Annotated in this window: 14 protein-coding genes; 10 read left to right on the top strand and 4 right to left on the bottom strand. The window is 53.3% G+C overall.

Annotated features, from left to right (window positions below; all coding sequences use genetic code 11):
• Nucleotides 1–149: 149 nt before the first annotated feature.
• Nucleotides 150–728, bottom strand: a complete 579-nt coding sequence (locus GP475_RS00595) for a TetR/AcrR family transcriptional regulator (protein WP_316932480.1) — start codon at nt 726–728, stop codon at nt 150–152.
• Nucleotides 729–877: 149 nt separating this feature from the next.
• Here GP475_RS00595 and GP475_RS00590 point away from each other — a divergent pair, with 149 nt between their 5' ends.
• Nucleotides 878–2,086, top strand: a complete 1,209-nt coding sequence (locus tag GP475_RS00590) for an acyl-CoA dehydrogenase family protein (protein ID WP_187974748.1) — start codon at nt 878–880, stop codon at nt 2,084–2,086.
• A gap of 48 nt (nt 2,087–2,134) precedes the next feature.
• Complete coding sequence (locus GP475_RS00585) at nt 2,135–2,902, top strand: SDR family NAD(P)-dependent oxidoreductase (RefSeq protein ID WP_187974747.1); 768 nt, start codon at nt 2,135–2,137, stop codon at nt 2,900–2,902.
• Between the two features lie 24 nt (nt 2,903–2,926).
• Here the strand turns inward: GP475_RS00585 and GP475_RS00580 are convergent, their stop codons facing one another.
• The gene (locus GP475_RS00580; RefSeq protein WP_187974746.1) at nt 2,927–4,132 is read right to left on the bottom strand and encodes an acetoin utilization protein AcuC; all 1,206 of its coding nucleotides are present in this window, start codon (nt 4,130–4,132) and stop codon (nt 2,927–2,929) included.
• Nucleotides 4,133–4,147: 15 nt separating this feature from the next.
• Entirely contained in the window at nt 4,148–6,862 is a 2,715-nt protein-coding gene (locus GP475_RS00575; protein ID WP_187974745.1) for a GNAT family N-acetyltransferase, read from the bottom strand.
• A 221-nt stretch (nt 6,863–7,083) separates the two neighbouring features.
• Between GP475_RS00575 and GP475_RS00570 the strand changes: the two genes are divergently transcribed.
• A complete protein-coding gene (locus GP475_RS00570; protein WP_187975727.1) occupies nt 7,084–8,601 on the top strand; it encodes a CoA-acylating methylmalonate-semialdehyde dehydrogenase in 1,518 nt (505 codons plus the stop codon).
• A 32-nt stretch (nt 8,602–8,633) separates the two neighbouring features.
• Nucleotides 8,634–9,524 (top strand): 3-hydroxyisobutyrate dehydrogenase, encoded by an 891-nt coding sequence (gene mmsB, locus GP475_RS00565; protein ID WP_187974744.1) that lies wholly within the window; start codon nt 8,634–8,636, stop codon nt 9,522–9,524.
• Between the two features lie 33 nt (nt 9,525–9,557).
• Here mmsB and GP475_RS00560 read toward each other — a convergent pair whose 3' ends face one another.
• The gene (locus GP475_RS00560) at nt 9,558–11,093 is read right to left on the bottom strand and encodes a PucR family transcriptional regulator (RefSeq protein ID WP_187974743.1); all 1,536 of its coding nucleotides are present in this window, start codon (nt 11,091–11,093) and stop codon (nt 9,558–9,560) included.
• Nucleotides 11,094–11,176: 83 nt separating this feature from the next.
• Between GP475_RS00560 and gabT the strand changes: the two genes are divergently transcribed.
• From gabT to GP475_RS00530, 6 genes are all read left to right on the top strand, one after another.
• The gene (gabT, locus tag GP475_RS00555) at nt 11,177–12,520 is read left to right on the top strand and encodes a 4-aminobutyrate--2-oxoglutarate transaminase (protein WP_187974742.1); all 1,344 of its coding nucleotides are present in this window, start codon (nt 11,177–11,179) and stop codon (nt 12,518–12,520) included.
• 72 nt (nt 12,521–12,592) lie between these two features.
• A complete protein-coding gene (locus GP475_RS00550; RefSeq protein WP_187975726.1) occupies nt 12,593–13,804 on the top strand; it encodes an aromatic amino acid transport family protein in 1,212 nt (403 codons plus the stop codon).
• Between the two features lie 115 nt (nt 13,805–13,919).
• The gene (locus GP475_RS00545) at nt 13,920–15,263 is read left to right on the top strand and encodes a glycosyltransferase family 87 protein (protein WP_187974741.1); all 1,344 of its coding nucleotides are present in this window, start codon (nt 13,920–13,922) and stop codon (nt 15,261–15,263) included.
• A 40-nt stretch (nt 15,264–15,303) separates the two neighbouring features.
• The gene (locus GP475_RS00540; RefSeq protein ID WP_262485207.1) at nt 15,304–16,440 is read left to right on the top strand and encodes an MFS transporter; all 1,137 of its coding nucleotides are present in this window, start codon (nt 15,304–15,306) and stop codon (nt 16,438–16,440) included.
• Nucleotides 16,441–16,655: 215 nt separating this feature from the next.
• Nucleotides 16,656–17,108 (top strand): hypothetical protein, encoded by a 453-nt coding sequence (locus GP475_RS00535; protein ID WP_187974739.1) that lies wholly within the window; start codon nt 16,656–16,658, stop codon nt 17,106–17,108.
• Nucleotides 17,109–17,262: 154 nt separating this feature from the next.
• The gene (locus GP475_RS00530; RefSeq protein WP_187974738.1) at nt 17,263–18,300 is read left to right on the top strand and encodes an esterase/lipase family protein; all 1,038 of its coding nucleotides are present in this window, start codon (nt 17,263–17,265) and stop codon (nt 18,298–18,300) included.
• Nucleotides 18,301–18,329 lie beyond the last annotated feature (29 nt).

Raw genomic sequence — 18,329 nt, 5'->3', positions numbered from 1 at the left:
TTGCAACCAATGTGATCTGCGTCCCACCCCACTATAATTTGACGTCAAAATAAATTCCACACCTTTTTGGACTTTTTTCTCGCCCACCCCCGCTTCAAGCCACTGGCCCATCAACAAAACCCAAGATAACCGCAGTTCAAGCGGTTATTTTAGAGTTTCAAGCCGTTCAAAATAATTTGCCCCAAAGCATGATACGCCTCCGTCGTCGGCAGAGTGTCGACATAAACTCCCTGTTGGATATCCTCTAGACTGCGCTGAATAAGCCGCGACGCAAAGGGGATAGATTCCACCGAAAATTCCCCGGCAGCAACCCCCCGCTCCAGTAGATCACTGATGATCTGATAGGCCTTTTGGGTATTGAGATCATAGATTTTCCGGGCTACTGGTTCATGGGCAAGATCAAACATAAACTGCGGACTAGCTGGGGAAAGAGCAACAGTGATCGCGGTAAAATAATCCTCTAAAGCCGCGCGATAAGAACTCACCTTATTCAGTTGCGGGGTAGTCCTGCGAGCCAGCTCTTTGAAATAACTGACCAGTACGCGTGAGATGATTTCATCCCTGGTGCTTCCAATCCCATAAATAGTGCTCTTAGAACAGCGATAACGCTTCGTCGCGCTTTCGATCGTAAATTTCTCAAAGCCTTCAGCTTCGAAATCTCTCAGGAGAGCGCCAAAAAGTTCTCTCTGACGTGGCGTTAAGGGCATTGTCGCGGGAGCAATCACCACAGTGTCATATCCTCTTCAATCTAGATTTTAAGGGGAACTTCCAAAAAGAAATCCGATATTTTTAGTGACGGTGAACACATTTAGGTGTACTCTGATTAGAAAAATCGTACAGTCTATCTTTTGGATGCACGTTGGGAGAATTTTTCACCATGCCGCCTATTTTACGCAGTGACCACCCCCAGAGCGCTATTTTCCAGAATATTAAGTATCCCCACGCAGACATTCTTGGAGTAGCAGACCAGCTTTCTGAGGCCGAAGCTCAACAGCTTCAGCGCATTCACGAATTTCTCCAAATCGAAATTCGCCCCGTAGTGGCTGACTATTGGGACCGCGAGGAATTCCCTTTTGAGCTTCTCCCCGCCTTGGCAGAATATGGACTAGGTGAAATCCAGACGTCGGACACCTCACACTTATTCCGGGGTTTGGTTTATGCCGAAGTCACTCGTGCAGACGTTTCCCTCTCTGCCCTGGTAGGGATCCATAATGAACTGGTCTTAGGGCTCATTAATGACTTGGGTAGCCCCGCCCAAAAGGAGCAATGGATCGATGGATTAAAGAAATTCCGTCACGTGGGGTGTTTTGCGTTAACCGAACCAGAGCACGGTTCGGATATTTCCGGTGGACTGTCTACGACGGCCGAAAAGACTGCCGACGGGTGGATTATTAATGGTGCGAAACGGTGGATCGGGGCAGGTACTTTCGCCGACTTCGCCATTGTTTTCGCTCGTGACTTGGCAGATGACGCCATTAAAGGCTTTATCGTTGAGATGGATCGCACTGGGGTATCGAGCACGAAGATCTCCCGGAAGATGGGCCTGCGGATAATGCAAAACGCGGACATCATCTTCGACAATGTCTGCATCCCCCATGACAATCTCATTCCCGGAGCTGAAACCTTTGCTAACACCAATGACTTTCTCTGCAGCTCTCGCGCCTGGGTGGGGTGGCAAGCCGCTGGAATCCAGCTAGGAATTTTTGACCGAGCCAGAGAATACGCCGTGACCAGGCAACAATTTGGCCGCCCGCTTGCGAAATTTCAGCTTATTCAGGAAGCCCTGGTAAGGATTCTTGGCAACGCTACTGCATCGCTATCCATGATGACGCAGATAGCCCGCTTACAAGAAGAAGGCCAGTTAGAAATGCCCTATTCTGCGCTGGTCAAAGCCACAACCACTCGCTTAGCTAGGGAATCTGCTGCCGCAGGGCGCAATATTGGCGGCGGTAACGGAATTCTTAGCGAACATGAGCTCTCCAAACTCATGGCGGATACCGAGATTCTTTACACCTATGAGGGCACCTATGAAATCAATTCTCTGATTGTGGGGCGAGCCGTGACCGGAATCTCAGCATTCGTGTAATCTACCTCACTACCTGCTCCATCTACCAGCTATGAAGAGAGGAAACTCATGCAGCTAAATGATAGTTATTCCGCCATTGTTACCGGCGCAGCCTCAGGATTGGGGGCCGAAACCGCCCATGCTCTGCAAGAAAAAGGAGTCAAAGTTCTGGGGATTGACCTCCCTCAGGCACTCGACGCCCTCGACGATCAAGCCATCCCAGGGGTTGAATATCAAGGCGTAGATGTCACCGACGTTGATGCGGTCCGCAAAGCCGTACGGCAAGCAGCCTCTCTCGCCCCGCTGCGGGTGGCCGTCAACTGTGCCGGAATTGCCCCCTCTCAGCGTATTCTGAGCCGTCGTGGACCTCACGACCCCCAGCTGTTTAGCCGCACCATCAACATCAACCTTCTTGGCACCTTCCATGTTCTCAGCTCCGCAGCAGAAATTATCGCTGAGTCTGATCCCTGGGGTGAGGATGGGCAACGTGGTGTCATTATCAACACATCCTCAGTGGCAGCTTTTGAAGGTCAGGTGGGGCAAGCCGCCTACTCAGCGTCCAAAGGAGCAGTCCACGCTCTCTCGATAACGGCCGCACGGGATCTTGCTTCGATGGGGATTAGAGTCAACGCCATTGCCCCTGGCGTGGTGGCGACCCCCATGATGAAGCAAATCACCGAGGAATTCCGTAAAGCCCTGGAAGCTAATGTTCCGTTCCCAGCCCGCTTGGCGAAACCCGAAGAATTTGCAAAATTGGTGCTATCGATCATTGATAATGATTACATCAACGGCCAGACTATCCGCCTTGATGGGGCGTTGAGAATGCCTCCTCGTTAGATGCTGGAAGCCCGAGCTTGCCCCTTAGCCATAGGGTTGCAAACCCCAATACGGGAAAACGGAGCGGCTCGTGGCAATGAGCGCTGAGCGCGGCTGGGTGGGGTGGATTTGGGTGGGGTCAAAACGATCCGCTGCGGTGTTCTTTGTGAGATCACCCATAAACGCTGCTGCCGGCGGAATTGACTCAGAAGAATGAGAAGAGCCAGACGGCAGAGCGCTCCCGCCAAATCCTCCGCTGCCTACCCGATGAGCCCAATTCTCTGGCATCGGGGTGTGGGGATCAATCTCCTGGTGAGACACAGCCGCTAGGACATTAGCCCAAGCCCGCGCCACAGAATCTCGACGGTAACCGCCCCCACCTAGGGCCACCCATTTGCCGTCGGCATATTCCTCCGCCCACGTGGCCATAGAGTGATACGCCCGAGCAATAGCCTCCATGCTGATATTAAGATCCGCCAATGGATCATGCCGATGAGGATCTGCCCCATGCTGGGTGATGATTAATTCAGGGGCAAATTTCTTTAATAGTGGCGGAATGAGAGCATGAATTCCCTGCAACCATTCCTCATCATCACACTCCTTGGGTAAAGCCAAGTTCACAACTGTACCCACGGCGTCCGGACCGCCTATCTCATGAGCAAAACCTGTGCCAGGGAATAGGTAAAGTCCGGACTCATGTACTGAAATAGTGAGCACTCGGGGGTCATCCCAAAACACTTTCTCCACAGCATCGCCGTGGTGCGCATCGAGATCAATATAGGCAACGCGCTGAGCTCCACCGAACTGCAAGAGCCACTCAATAGCGATAGCAGCGTCATTGTACATGCAGAATCCGCTCATATAGCTGGGAAAAGCATGATGCAATCCGCCTGCTAAATTGACCGCCCGGGGTGCGCGTCCTTGCCAAACTTCCTGAGTTGCAGCCAACGCACCGCCACAAATCCGAGCAGCTACCTCAGATAGCCCTGGGTTTAAAGGGTTGTCATCAGTGCCTATTCCAAATTCTGGTTGAGGAGTAGTAGAGCGCGTAGCAGCTAAGTATTCGGCACTGTGTACAAGCTCCAACGTGGGGTCATCAGCAGGGTCTGGATGAAGAGTACGAAAGGCGTCAGACAACCCCAGATACTCACTCAACTCCAGCGCTAAGGTAACCCGGTCTGGCCCCATGGGGTGCTGGTCACCCAAATGATAATGGTGAATTTCTTCGGTATTTATTAATAGCGGTTTCATGGTCATTTCCCTAAATCAAGAAATCTTTCGAACCAATGGATCTCGATGTTCACTCAGCGGCGCTATTCGCATTCGCGCTCCCACAATGTCAGTATTCACCACTCCGGCAATAACTGGGGTGAGCTCTACTTCGACAATGCCGGCAATATCATCTTTTAATCTGGCAAGCTGCATAATCACTCGTTCTACGCTGTCCAAACGGGAAGGTTTGGATCCGCGGTAACCAGTAAGCAACGGGGCAGCTGATAATTGCAGCACCATATCTTTGGCGTCACTGCGTCGTAGAGGTGGGACTCGCCAGGCTTTATCTTCAAGTAGGTCATTGGTTATTCCCGAAATACCCAAGGAGACTACCGGCCCAATCACCGGGTCTTCTACCGCTCGAACGGTGAGCGCCGCACCGGTGGCAACCGTGGTTTGAACCACGGGTTCCAATGCTGATAAATCATCGCTATCAGGAGATATGAGCTGTAGTTCCTGCGCCATGAGCTGAAGAGTCTGCCAAGCCTCGGCCATGGCTTCCGCATCACGGATGTGGCGGATCACCGTGGGCCATTCGGATCGTCCGCGAGCCAGGGAACTGACGCATTTGAGTACCACATCCCAGCCGTGTTTCTCTCCGGCTGCCACTGCCTCCTCTAGGTTATTCACAGCTACCCAGGGAACTATGTCAATCCCATAAGCAGCCAGAATCTCGGAGCATTCAGTATCAGTAGCCCATCTCCCCTCGGGACAGTCTTCCAGTACACGCTCCACCACCTCTAAGGCATCCTCTTTAGCACCTTCGCCAATCTCATCTTCTGGCTGGGGTCGAGCCTGGGCGCGTCGTCGCTCATTATCAACAATTAGTCCCAGCGTTTCTAGGGCATCAGCATAGGTGGGAAATAGTGGTAGTTGCCCCTGAGATTCTTCAGCCGGCATGACAATATCTGGTTTCCCAAAACCTACTAAGGAGGCGATCACTGGGGTATCGGTGGTTCGAGCCGCCAATTCCGCCAGGCGCTCCGCAGCAGCCGTGAGTACCGGTGCATCAGGTTCTATCCCCACCTCAACCACGGTGGCTAAGACTGCGTCAATGCCGTCATCGTTCAGACACTCTTCGATCCGAGCTGCGATCCCCGAAACCGGCTCTTCTAGCACGGTAAAAGGATGAGGTTCCAACCCAAAACGCCGCGCTGATTGTGCCATTTGTTGAGTTAAACCAGCGGAGTTAGAAACCACAGCTACGTTATTTCCGCGGGGCAAGGGTTGACGCGCAAGAAGCTGCGCTATGTCATACATCGTGTCTCGGCGCGTGACTACCATCGAACCCGTCTGACGAATCACCTCATCAAGAGCGTGAGGACCAATAGCCTCCAAGGACATTCCCTCAGCTTCCCCATAGTGACGAGCAGATTGCAGCGCCCGAGATGGAATAAAGACAACCACGTGCTTTTCTAAAGCCAGACGATGTAAAACCCGGAAGAATTTCCGTGGATTGCCAATAGAGTCTAAGGAGAGCAAGCAGATATCGGTGTTCTCATCATCACCCCAATACTGGATGACATCGTTGCCGGTGACATCGGCAAAAAGCCCAGCTCCCACAAAGGAACTTAAGCCACAGCCGCGCTCAATGGCGTGAGAAAGAGCCAAGGTTGCCACCCCCGCTGATTGAGTAAATAACCCCACCTTGCCTCGCCGTGGCATCGGGGCGGGGGTAGCGTTCAAACTCATCTGCGGGTCAGTATTAATCAACCCCAGGGCGGCTGGCCCTAAGGCTCGCAGACCGTAGTCACGGGCTTTAAGTACGACGTCCCTAGCTTGGTCATGACTTAGCCCAGGGTTTTGGCTATTCGCAAAAATCACCAAACCAGTAGCGTTCTTCCGCGCCGCAGCCGCCATAATCTGATCCAGTTGCTCTGGGTTGTGCTCCACCAACACCAAATCCACTGAACTCGAGAGTCGATCAAGACCCTCTGCCACGGAGGTTTCCTTGGTGGGAGTGGTCACGATATGCAATTGGCCTTGGTAGCGTCCAGTAACTAAAGACGGGATTAACGCTCGAACGCCATCAATTTCCCCAATCACCGCTACCGACGCTGGGTTGAGCAGCCGCCGAATAGAATTGGCTTCGGCTCGCATTTCCCGTCGCTCCATAACTTCTCGGGACTTGACATTGGGTTCAATGGTGAAATCCACGGTAACAAACCCATCAGCTAATTCTGGCGTCGCCGAATACCCCGCACGGATAAACACCTGCGCCATTTGTCGGTTTTGGGTCAGCATTTCAGCGAAGAATCGCTCTACCCCACCTTCACGCCCAATTTCGGCGAGGTGTTCCAATAAGATATTCCCCACCCCACGGCTATGGTGGGAGTCCTGGACGAGGAACGAGACGTCGCCCACCCTTGCCGGAAGAAACTCCGGCACAATTTCATACCCCGCCACGGCAATAATACTGTCGCGCTCAACCATAACTAAAGTGACCTTGTCATAGCTATCAGTGCTCATCCACCGTTCAAGGTCTTCATCACTTAACTCAGGATGAGTAGAAAAGAAGCGCAGATACTTAGATCGGTCCGATACGCGGGAATAAAACCGCCGCAAGGCCTCACCATCACCGGGGGCAACCGAGCGCAACGTAGCAATCCCCCCATCATTTAAGATCACATCAGCTTCCCACCTAGCCGATGCAGAGGATTTTTCCAGGGCGCTACCAGCCCCAACAGGCTGCGATTTTTCTACATTCATAGTGACTACTCAAAGTTATTAGAAAAGGGTTGTGGGACAGCCTACCGGAGAATACCCCCAGTCCGGGGGAGAACAAGCAGGAAATTCCCAATAAATAGTGTTTCGCATCACTATTTTAGCTAAGGTGGGCAGTGTGACTCGCTAGGGTGAGCGACGCACAACCAACAATCGACGACAACATGCCCTGGACATGTCGGACGTCGGTATTTTTGGAGGATTATATGCGCACCATTCAACACTTCGTGGATGGCACAGATTACCCCGGCACCTCGGGGAATACCCAACCTGTTCTCAATCCCTCTCTGGGCACACCCCAAGCAGAGGTAGCCCTCGCCAACAAGGTAGATGTGGACCACGCCATCGCCAACGCAGCCAAGGCGCAAAAGAAATGGGCACAACAGAATCCACAAAAGCGAATTCGGGTCCTCATGGCGTGGATCCAACTCATTCATCAACACATGGATGAACTGGCGCGAACCCTCTCCTTGGAACACGGCAAAATATTCGAAGACGCCAAGGGTGATATCCAACGCGGAGTGGATGTGCTGGAATTTGCGCTAGGCGCACCACACCAGCTCAAAGGCGAGTATTCCTCTGGGGTAGGCCCTGGAATTGATACCTACTCACTACGCCAGCCCTTAGGTGTCGTGGCCGGCATAACGCCGTTTAATTTCCCCGCCATGATTCCCCTATGGAAAGCAGGACCCGCGATTGCCGCCGGTAATGCCTTTATATTGAAACCTTCTGAGCGAGACCCCTCCGTTCCAGTTCGGCTGGCCGAGCTATTTATAGAAGCCGGCGGACCGGAAGGGATCCTCAACGTAGTGCACGGCGACAAAGAAGCCGTGGATGCATTATTGGACTCAGAGACCATCCAGGCCATCGGGTTTGTCGGCTCCACCCCTATTGCGCAGTACATTTATGAGCGCTGTGCAGCAAGCGGAAAACGATCCCAGTGCTTTGGCGGAGCCAAAAACCATGCCATTGTCTTGCCCGATGCTGATCTTGAAGCCACTGCAGACACCCTGGTGGGGGCAGCTTTCGGCTCAGCGGGAGAGCGGTGTATGGCGTTGTCGGTGGTGGTACCGGTGGGGAAAGAAACCGCTGAGAAACTCCGCGAAGCTTTAATTCGGAAGATCCCACAACTGCACGTGGGACACTGCTTAGATCCCAGATCTGACTATGGTGCTCTGGTAACCGCTGACGCCAAAGAACGCGTGGAGCGTCTCATCACTGAAGGCGTGAACGATGGCGCTGACCTGGTGATAGATGGCCGCACCTTAGATATGTCCGACGCCACCTTCGAAGGAGAATCCCTTTCTCAAGGCTTCTACACCGGTCCTTCCTTCTTCGACCATGTCACTACCGACATGAGTATTTATACCGAAGAGATTTTTGGACCTGTCTTATCCATGGTCCGGGCCGAAACCCTAGAAGAAGCCATCAAACTTCCCAGCGAACACCGTTATGGCAATGGGGTCGCTATCTTCACTCGCGACGGTGGTGCCGCTCGTGACTTCATCACCAACGTCGACGTCGGCATGGTCGGTATTAACGTTCCCATCCCAGTTCCTATTGCTTATTACACCTTCGGCGGATGGAAGGCTTCCGGGTTCGGGGACCTTAATCAACATGGACCAGATTCCTTCCGCTTCTACACCAAGACCAAAACCGTCACCGCACGCTGGCCGGAGAATGAATCCGCCGGTCCGCAATTCACTATGCCAGTCATGGATTAATCACCCCACCAGATGACGAGGAAGGCTAAAAGATGAGCGAGTACAATCAGACCGTCGCCTTTATTGGTCTGGGGAATATGGGTGGTCCGATGGCGGCGAACCTGGCGCGCGCCGGGGTCCGGGTTCGTGGCTTTGATGTGAGCGAACAAGCTCGTCACGAGGCTGCCGCCCAAGGAATTGAGATAACCGATACCGTTGTTGAAGCCAGCGAGGGAGCACAAGTTGTCATAACAATGCTGCCTAATGGGGCGTTGGTCAAAAGTGTTATAGACGAAATTCTGGCCGCACAACCAGATCCTCGCCTGTATATTGACTCTTCAACTATCGCGGTGAGCGAGGCTCGAGACATTGCCCACAAACTTGAGGAAGTCGGCTCTCGGTTTATTGATGCTCCGGTATCGGGCGGGGTGCGCGGTTCCGTAGCCGGTACCCTCGCCTTTATGGTTGGCGGCCCGGCGGAGGCATATCAGGAAGCCACACCACTGCTTGAGATTATGGGTAGTTCTCTTACTCACTGCGGTCAAGCCGGCAATGGGCAAGCGGTTAAGGCCTGTAACAACATGATTCTGGCTGTGCAGCAAATTGTGTTGGCGGAGGCGCTGGTGCTTGGTGAACGATTAGGGCTTGACCATCAAGCCTTCTTCGACGTGGTGTCGCACGCTACTGGTAATTCCTGGTCACTATCGGTCAACGCGCCGGTGCCGAAGGTGGTTCCTAGCTCTCCAGCAAATCATGATTTCCGACCTGGATTCTCTGCGGCATTGATGCTCAAGGATTTGAAATTGGCTATGACCTCTGCTTCAGAAACTCAGACCGACGTCACCTTAGGACGAATGGCCGCGGAGATTTACGAGAAGTACGTTGCCGATGGACATGGTGACTTAGACTTCTCCGCAATAATTAATGAAGTCCGCGGGGACTAAGACCAGCACACCTATGGGCGTGGACAACGCTATTTACCCTGAGGGTATGCTCCTTGGTGTTTGCCGAGATGCAACCACGAGGAGCAACTCGGCAATCACGAGGGGATCATGAAGATCAATTTCACAGATTTCCGCTATTTTTGCCATCCGGTTCCGCATGGTATGTCGATGCACGCCCAGTGCCTCTGCCGCTGACCGCAGATTGGTCCCGGCCCTGGCCCACGCTGCGATAGTCTCGCAGAAATGAGATCCTTGTTCTTTGTCCACCTGTACGAGTCGATCCCAGGTGACATGCGCCCGTTGGTCCAAGATCTCCGCCACTGCCGGGGTTCTTAACCACACCTGCCCGGAATCAGCTTGGGTACACCACTGCCCTAATTGTTGGGCGCGACAAAGTAGCGCTAGGTCATCCACAGTGGGTGCGGTTAATTCGCTAAGGCGCAGTGCAGATCCAACACAAAGCCGAAGCCGAGACTGAAGTGAAGACATCAACGTCGCCATCTCTGTGGGGGTTCGAGCACCCCGAAATAGCGCCATAAAAGTAGTATCATCCAGCGTTAAGGTGGTACTTAGCCGCTCTTCTCTTCGAAGAGCCGCCTCTAAAAACCTTTTTGCCCGGCGCATCGTGGCTGGTTGATCAGCATGAACCACCATCGGCCGTACCCGTCCTTCAGCGTCCACTACCTCCTGAAGAATGTGGGCAATAACCTCACTATGCTGATCCCTCCCCAGGTGGAGAGCCAAAGCGTGACTGCGCAATTGTGCGCCGAGAGACTCCGGGTCATCTGCTCTACGCAACAAAATATCCGCCAATCCTGCGGCGTGTTTTACTAAGAGGCGATCAGACTCAGACAACACCCGCGCAGAACAAATAGAAAGTATATGAAACCTCTTGCCGGTGGACATCATTTGTTGGATGAGGTTGCCCGGACCAAGACCGCTGCTGCCATGTCCCCGAGAAAGATAGCGTCGAGCTTGGTTCAGCGCGCGTTCTCCAACCTGGGCATAGATGCGCGCATCATCATCCACGACCGCGAGATCTGCGTCCAACGCTTCTGCTAGGCGGGCCATTAATCCTGAGAGACCATGCGTTACTGCCGCCTGGTCTAATGCGGCTTGGGTTCGCGCAGCCTGGTCGCGTTGTCGTCGGGCGCGGCGAGCAAATTCCTCAGATACGAGGGAAGTTATGGAGAGAAACGCGGTGGAACGCGGCACTTCAAAGAGCGCAATTCCGTGGTGGTGGCAGGCATCAATGAGGTGAGGGGGAACCTCGGGGAAGACCATTCCGGTGCCAAATCCGACGCCCACTACGGAGTTTTCCGCTAGATGAGCCGCATAATCCCAAAAATCCTCCGGGTTTTTTTCAAAAGCCATGCCCAGAGTTAAGACAATGCTCGCATCCGGCAGAAACTCCCCCGGCATGTGGAGCTCACTAGTGTGAACGGCGCGGAACTTCGCGAAATGTTCCCAGATGGGGCGCAGCTGCAACCGGGTTTGCCGCAACAACCACCGCAGCTCCAACGCGTCTGATTGTCCAGCTTGGCGAGTAAGGGCGATAGATTTGTCCACACTGTATATTTTCCACATCATTACGTGCGTCACATACTAGGGCCACATGATTCACTGTCACATCTCGATTGTTTGGAGGGAAAATGCAGGATCTTCACTATCGTCTTCCGCAGGAACGCCGTATTAGCGGTGATCTTCCCGGCGCTCGTTCCCAGGAGCTGAGCGCTCGGCGTGAAAAAGCTGTAGCGCGAGCCCTTACCCCCGGATTGCCGGGATATATTGTGGACGCCGATGGCGGGGTGTTGGTGGATGCCGACGGAAATTCTTTTGTGGATTTCGCCTCCGGAATTGCAGTAACAACCGTGGGCGCCTCGGATCCGAAAGTGGTTGCTGCTATCCAAGAAGCAGCTACCCACTTTAGCCATACCTGCTTTATGGTTTCCCCGTACGAGGCTTATGTCGCAGTGTGCGAAAAACTCAATGAGCTGACCCCCGGGAGTTTTGACAAGAAGAGTGTGCTGTTGAACTCTGGGGCTGAAGCAGTAGAAAACGCGGTGAAAATTGCGCGCGCCTACACCAAAAAGCACGCAGTGGTGGTTTTTGATAACGCTTATCACGGCCGCACGAATCTCACCCTTGCGATGACTGCTAAGAACAAGCCTTATAAATCAGGGTTTGGCCCGCTATCTGGCGGTGTGCATCGAGTGCCTATGTCCTACCCACTTCGGGATGACCTGAGCGGGAAAGAAGCCGCTGACCGCGCTATTTCTAAGATTGAAACAGAAATTGGTGCAGAGAATCTCGCGTGCGTCGTTATTGAACCTATCCAAGGCGAAGGCGGTTTTATTGAACCAGCAGAAGGGTTCCTCCCCGCCTTGGTGGAGTGGTGCAATTCCAATGACGTGGTGTTTATTGCCGATGAAATCCAGTCTGGGCTGGCACGAACAGGGGACTGGTTTGCCTGCGATCACGAGGGCATTATTCCTGATTTGGTGACTATCGCGAAGGGTGTAGCTGGAGGAATGCCGCTGTCCGCAGTTACCGGCAGAGCTGAAATTATGGATGCCGCCCAGCCCGGAGGATTGGGGGGAACCTATGGTGGCAACCCGGTTGCTTGCGCTGCCGCACTCGCCACCCTTGAGCGGATGCAGGAACTTAACCTCAATGGCCGTGCTCGAGAGATGGAAGACATCATTCGGGAAGAGTTATCGCCTCTGCTGGACTCTGGACGGGTTGCTGAGATCCGGGGACGCGGTGGAATGATCGCATTGGAGTTCGTGGAAGCCTCGGGTGCCCCAGACGCTGCCACCACTACGGCTATTGCTGCTACGTGTAAAGAGGCCGGAGTGCTGATTTTGACCTGCGGAATGGACGGCAATGTTATTCGACTCTTGCCGCCGTTGGTTATGCCAGAGACCCTCCTGCGCGATGGGCTCTCCGTGTTAGTGGAAGCTTTCCACACCGCCATCGCTGGACAAACTGCGTAATTCTCGAGGAAAGTAGGACACGTGCAGGATCGTCGCAAACCTTCCGAGACCGCCAAATCGGCAGGTAGTACGGTGAATAACGGCAATAGTGGGCCACGACGCGCACACCTTAGCGTCGCCCAAGGGGTTGCCCTCATTTTCGGCACCAACATTGGAGCAGGGATTCTTTCCCTACCCTATGCTGGCCGAAACGGCGGATTTTTAGCTCTCACGGTAGCGCTCATCATCGCCGGTATTCTCACCACGATCTCGATGCTCTATATCGCTGAAGTGTCCTTGAGAACAAAAGAGCCCCTTCAGCTCTCCGGATTAGCGGAACGCTATCTTGGCCATTGGGGACGGTGGATCATCTTCATCGCCATCATGGTCAACAGCATCGGCGCCCTTATCGCCTACGCCACCGGCAGCGGTGAACTCATCGCCAACTTAAGCGCAGGCCTTATTCCTCCACTAGCAGGAACGCTATTCTTCTTCGCGCTCGGCAGCTTCATCATGTGGAAAGGACTAGAAGCAACCGGTGTAGCTGAAGGGCTCATCACCTCCGGAATGGCGGCAATAATCCTCATCTTATGTTTCTGGACTTTCATCGGTCCGGGGATTTCCCTCGATAACCTCATTGTTTTCCACCCCTATTTCATAGTCCCCATAATGAATCTGGCGGTGTTCACCTTCTTGGCCCAATACGTGGTACCTGAAATTGCGCGAGGTGTAGACCCCGACGCCCCCTCAGCCGTTCCGCGTTCCCTAGTCCTCGGTATGGTTGCCACCGGATTTACCTTAGCCCTTGTTCCCTTTGCTGCCCTTGGCTTATTGGGAACAAACGTCTCTGAAGTCGTCACCCTCTCCTGGGGCGAAAACTTAGGCCGCAGCGCTTATTATTTGGCGAATATTTTCGCCTTGTGCGCTATGTTTACTTCCTTCATCGCCATCGGCTATACCGCCATGCGCAATATCCTGGACGTTTGCCACTGGGCTGAGCACGGTCCGCGTCGCCCCTGGGCGGTGGCGCTCACCGTCCTACCCCCATTATTCATCGCCCTCATGGGCTGGGGTGGGTTTGTTGCTGCCCTTAGCTATGCCGGCGGCTTTGCCGGCGCAGTGATGTCCATCCTCCCAGTTGCGCTGCTCCATGCAGCCCGACGTCACGGGAACCGCCAACCAGTCTGGGTCAACACCTGGCAAGCACATCCCGTGATTCAAGGAGTGCTGATTTTCGTCTATCTCCTAGCTTTCCTCTATTCCATAGTCTCGATATTGGGATTAGTACCGGCTGGGTGGGCCTAATAACCTGATCCCTCCTGCTTGCCGTTTTCCAGGACGGGCACTCACCCTCAACACCTATCCGGCAACGCTATCCTCGCCTCTCTGCATTGTGCCCCTGGGGTTAGACTTATCCTCGATGAATGTCTTCCCCCCAGTTGGTCACCGGCGCAATTCCACTGCTGATTTCGCAATCCCAGCAGCCCCCTCCTCTCCTACCCCGCCACTCAACGCAGCTATCCATCTCTATGGCGTCCTCTTCGGGCTGGTCAGCGCCCTCATCATGCGTGGTCACCAACAACCAGATGACTGGTCAGCACTCTGGATCGCGGGGTTAATCACCAAACAGGGAAACACCTCTGAGCTGTACCGAATCGACCCTCAAGATTTTGCCCGATGGACCGGTCCGGTGTGGGAAGAAACAGTGCGCCACGCCGAGGCGTCGGCCTTCCCCCACCCCTTTGTCCATATTCCTTTTTTAGCGGAAGTGATGTCCTGGTTAACCCACCTGATGTCATTCACCACCTCCGTCTTTCTCCTCACCGCTATCTCTGGCTGGGCAATCATCGTGCTCCTGGCATCCGCATGGAATCTCTGGACTCAGCACCCCATCCCCTGGATCATTCTGGCACTAGCAACAATCATCATGTGGGTGAGCGAGCCCTTCCATAGCTCCCTCTACCTAGGCCAAACAAGTCCCCTCATTTTTGCCGGTGTGGCCTACGCCCTCGCCGCAGTCCGGCACAAGCCAATAATTGCCGGAATAGTCCTCGGCCTAGTCTCCGCCATCAAATTGACCCCCGTGCTACTTATTGCCCTCGCCCTGGGGTTCAAAAGTTCCCGACGCATGGGTGTAGTCGCCCTATTATCTGGGATGGGGATGGTTATCGCATCCCTTATCACCCCTGGTCTTCACACTCTCCAAGACTGGGTCACAACACTGCGATTAATCGGCGATAGCGTGCAAGTTACACCGGTGAATGGTTCACTCACGTCACTATTGAGCAGTCCCTTAGCCTCCGGCTCCCAAGCTATCGTGCCTGTGATCCACCATCCGCCCCTCCTTGCGATATGGCTTCCCCGCTTACTGGCCGCCGTTCTCTTCGCCTTGGTGCTGTGGGCCGCGTATCGCCAGCCACACTACCGCTGGCCGCTTCTGAGCGTGGGGTTGTTCTCTATTGCTACCACGTGCAGCAGCATTCTTTGGAGCCACTATCTCCTGGTTGCAGTTCTGCCACTATGCGGGATCCTCACCTTTCCCGAGCCTGAGAGCTCCAACTCTAGTGGGCAATTCTCTTTCCTTAGAGCCGCTAAACTCATCGCACTCGCCCTCATTCCACTTCTTCTCCCACCTTTAGCCGACACCACCTCTGAGATGTATTTTCCCTGGGGAAACCTCATTCCCATGGTGGGGCTAATCACTTTGTTATCCCTACTCTTTTCTGCCCTAAAGTTACCCCCATCACCCCCAACAAGTAGGTAAAAGCCACGGACCCTCGTACCATACCGATATGCAATCTTGGATGCGTGTTTCGTTAGCAGTATTCATCATTGCTGCTGGCGCAAATATTTTTGCTCCGCTCTTGCCGGTCTACCGGCTAGTCGATGGGCTCAGTGAACCCCAAGTCACTTTTCTTCTTGCCATTTATATTTTTGGCCTCATTCCAGCTCTTATCCTTGGCGGACCAGCTTCGGACCGATACGGGCGTCGGGCATTAATTCGCCCCGCCATGATCTTGTCCCTTTTGGGTACGTCTATTACCGCTATTGCTCACTTCTTCGGCCCCACCTGGCTTGCCACAGGACGGTTACTCACCGGAGTGGCAGTGGGTTTTGTGATGTCTTCAGGAGCATCGTGGATTAAGGAATTGTCCAAACAGGATACCATCGGAGCTCGACGCGCCACAGTAGCCTCCAGCTCTGGTTTTGCCATCGGCCCCCTAGTGGGAGGCATAGTAGCGCAGTGGATCCCTTATCCCGATGTCTGGCCGTTGATGACCCACCTCATAGGTGTGCTTATCCTCCTCCCCGTGGTGTGGAACGCTCCCCAGTCTGCTACTTCAGGTGATCTCTCTGGTCCCCACAAGCAGGCTCGGTTGTTACCGAAAACTGCTGGACATCCGCATTTCCTTGGCGGAGTTGCGGCGTGGGCTCCCTGGGTCTTTGGTTGCGCTACAACGTCTTTCGCCGTCATCCCGCTCTTAGTGAGCGTGGAACATACTATTGCCTTTTCTGGGTTCATCGCGGCTTTGACGATGCTCATGGGCGTCCTGGTGCAGCCCTTTGTGCGAAGGGTGAAAATGCATCCGGCTACCTTTGGTCTTCTTCTGGCCTGCGCCGGCATGGTCATCATGTTTATCGTGTCCCAAACCGGAAATGTCTGGATTTCCCTTCTTGCTGCAATGACCCTTGGCGGCAGCTATGGCGTGATGATGGTATCTGGCCTCCAAGAGGTGCAAACGATAGCCCGGCCTGAAGAATTAGGTGCCCTCACCGGCGTCTACTACTCCTTAACCTATATCGGTTTTTTCGCTCCCTTCGTCATATCTTTCCTAGCACACTCAGTGGGATACTCAGCTATTTTCCTTTTCGGCATTGTCGTGACCCTCGGTTCCATCGTTCCGGTTCGATGGGCCGCTCAGCGCGCTCTCAATAACTAAAACTACAGGCATAAACAGTGTGCTTGGCTAAGACTGTTCCTACCCCCTAGGTGAGAGCCATAATTATGACAACCCTTCTAAAAGCTTCGCCTTAGGTTCTACGGCAATCCGCATTCACCAGTATTTTTCATCCTGACATCAATGGGGGAATCCCGATGGAAAGGTAGGGGAGTTCTCCCGTAGCGCAATGAAAATCACTTTTTTAGGGTGAAAGCATGTTCAAGAAAAAATTACGCAGCATAGCTGCCATCAGTGCTTTTGTCCCTATGATTCTTGCCGGAGCCGCTGGGGAGGCTGCCGCCGGCACTAGTCTTCCCACTCTCAAGACCGACGCCGTTCGGCACCAAACCTCTAAAGGTACGGTGACCTGTTTTGGTTCACCAAGTAAGGGAAATTTAAACTGCCAGACTACAAAATCATGGGGCGAGGTAGATAACATCCCTGCCAATGGTGTTTCCTTTAACCTCGTGACGGCGAAGGGAAGCAATGTTAATGGTAATTATGATATCCAGAACACCACAGTGAGCTCCCTCAAGGAAGGAAAGAAGTATAACCTTAAAGGGATGGTGGTCTTGGGGAAGAATGGGAAATTCTACTTCAGCTCTCCCAAGTATAAGACCCGAGGGGAATTAACCCCCACAAGCTGGAGGATTCTAGAAACCAGCTAGCCGGCGTGGGTGCCAATCCTACCCAATGACCCCAGAGGAGCACGCTTATTGGAGGCGTCCTCTTCTGCTGCGGAATAGGAAGAAAAGTTGAAAATGGATCAAATAGTTTCATAAAAAGCTAGCGAGCGCTAATTACAATCGCTATCATGTCTATATGATCCACGTCACATCACTTCGTGCTCCGGTTCGGAAACTCATTCCGAATATGACGGCGCTTCAGCTTCTCAGCTTCCTGTTCATCTCTAGTATTTGCTGCATCTGCGCGGTTTCTCCGCCAGCTCATGCAGAAACAACCCCTTCACCGATCACTGTTTCAGGACACAATTTCTTCAATGGAATTATCCGAGAAGGAATAAACCCCGGAGGCAAAATCCCCGGTACAGATGATCCTTCGTGCGTCCCCTCGCCTCAACATAAAAACCCTGTTGTTGTGCTCCACGGCACATTTTTGAATCGGCAAACCGGGATGGCATCTCTAATTGAAGATCTCCAGCACGATGGATACTGCGTCTGGGCTCCCACCTATGGCAATGACAAAGAAGCGCCGTGGCCAAAGTCAGCCTTAGGCGGAGCTACTGACATTCGTTCAGAATCTGCTCCAGAAATTGCGGCTTATGTTGATAAGGTTCTAGCTCAAACTGGTGCAGAAAAGGTGGATGTCGTCGGACATTCTCAGGGCACGGTACAGGGAGTATATTTGGCTGCGCATACTCGACCGGGGAAAGTAGCCCATGTGGTAGCCATTTCACCGGTTTATAAAGGCAGCGCCTCGGTACCTATTGTGAAGCCTTTATTGGATCAATTCATTGGGCCGCTTCCGGCCTTCCCCGCTGCTAATGACGTTGCGCCTGGATCCGATTTTCTTAAAGAGCTTACTAGTACGAAATTAGTGCCAGACGACGTGCAGCTCACCAATGTTGTGTCCCGGTATGACGAGATCATTCTCCCTTATACTTCCGGAATTGTTCCAGAAACCTCCAATATTCATAACGTGATTCTGCAGGATGGCTGCCCCCAAGATCATTCTGACCATCTAGCCATTACTGCGTCTCCGCGCACTATTGACATCGTCAAAAGAGCCTTAGATCCCACCTGGAACAAACCCATAAGCTGCGTTCCCGTTAGCCCACTGACCGGAAGTGAGGTTATTTACCTTAATAACCAGGGCATTAGCTCTACACCGGTCCACTAGGTGGATGGTCCTGTAATCCCGTCTTCACT

Source organism: Corynebacterium poyangense (assembly GCF_014522205.1).
Lineage (GTDB): Bacteria > Actinomycetota > Actinomycetes > Mycobacteriales > Mycobacteriaceae > Corynebacterium > Corynebacterium poyangense.
Note: the sequence above shows the minus strand (reverse complement) of the source record. Positions and strands in the feature narration are given on the sequence as shown.

Bases quoted from the DNA above. Each gene is read 5' to 3' on its own strand.
- GP475_RS00590 (WP_187974748.1), top strand. From the start codon at position 878: ATGCCGCCTATTTTACGCAGTGACCACCCCCAGAGCGCTATTTTCCAG.
- GP475_RS00585 (WP_187974747.1), top strand. From the start codon at position 2,135: ATGCAGCTAAATGATAGTTATTCCGCCATTGTTACCGGCGCAGCCTCA.
- GP475_RS00580 (WP_187974746.1), bottom strand. From the start codon at position 4,132: ATGAAACCGCTATTAATAAATACCGAAGAAATTCACCATTATCATTTG.
- GP475_RS00575 (WP_187974745.1), bottom strand. From the start codon at position 6,862: ATGAATGTAGAAAAATCGCAGCCTGTTGGGGCTGGTAGCGCCCTGGAA.
- GP475_RS00570 (WP_187975727.1), top strand. From the start codon at position 7,084: ATGCGCACCATTCAACACTTCGTGGATGGCACAGATTACCCCGGCACC.
- mmsB (WP_187974744.1), top strand. From the start codon at position 8,634: ATGAGCGAGTACAATCAGACCGTCGCCTTTATTGGTCTGGGGAATATG.
- gabT (WP_187974742.1), top strand. From the start codon at position 11,177: ATGCAGGATCTTCACTATCGTCTTCCGCAGGAACGCCGTATTAGCGGT.
- GP475_RS00545 (WP_187974741.1), top strand. From the start codon at position 13,920: ATGAATGTCTTCCCCCCAGTTGGTCACCGGCGCAATTCCACTGCTGAT.
- GP475_RS00540 (WP_262485207.1), top strand. From the start codon at position 15,304: ATGCGTGTTTCGTTAGCAGTATTCATCATTGCTGCTGGCGCAAATATT.
- GP475_RS00535 (WP_187974739.1), top strand. From the start codon at position 16,656: ATGTTCAAGAAAAAATTACGCAGCATAGCTGCCATCAGTGCTTTTGTC.
- GP475_RS00530 (WP_187974738.1), top strand. From the start codon at position 17,263: ATGATCCACGTCACATCACTTCGTGCTCCGGTTCGGAAACTCATTCCG.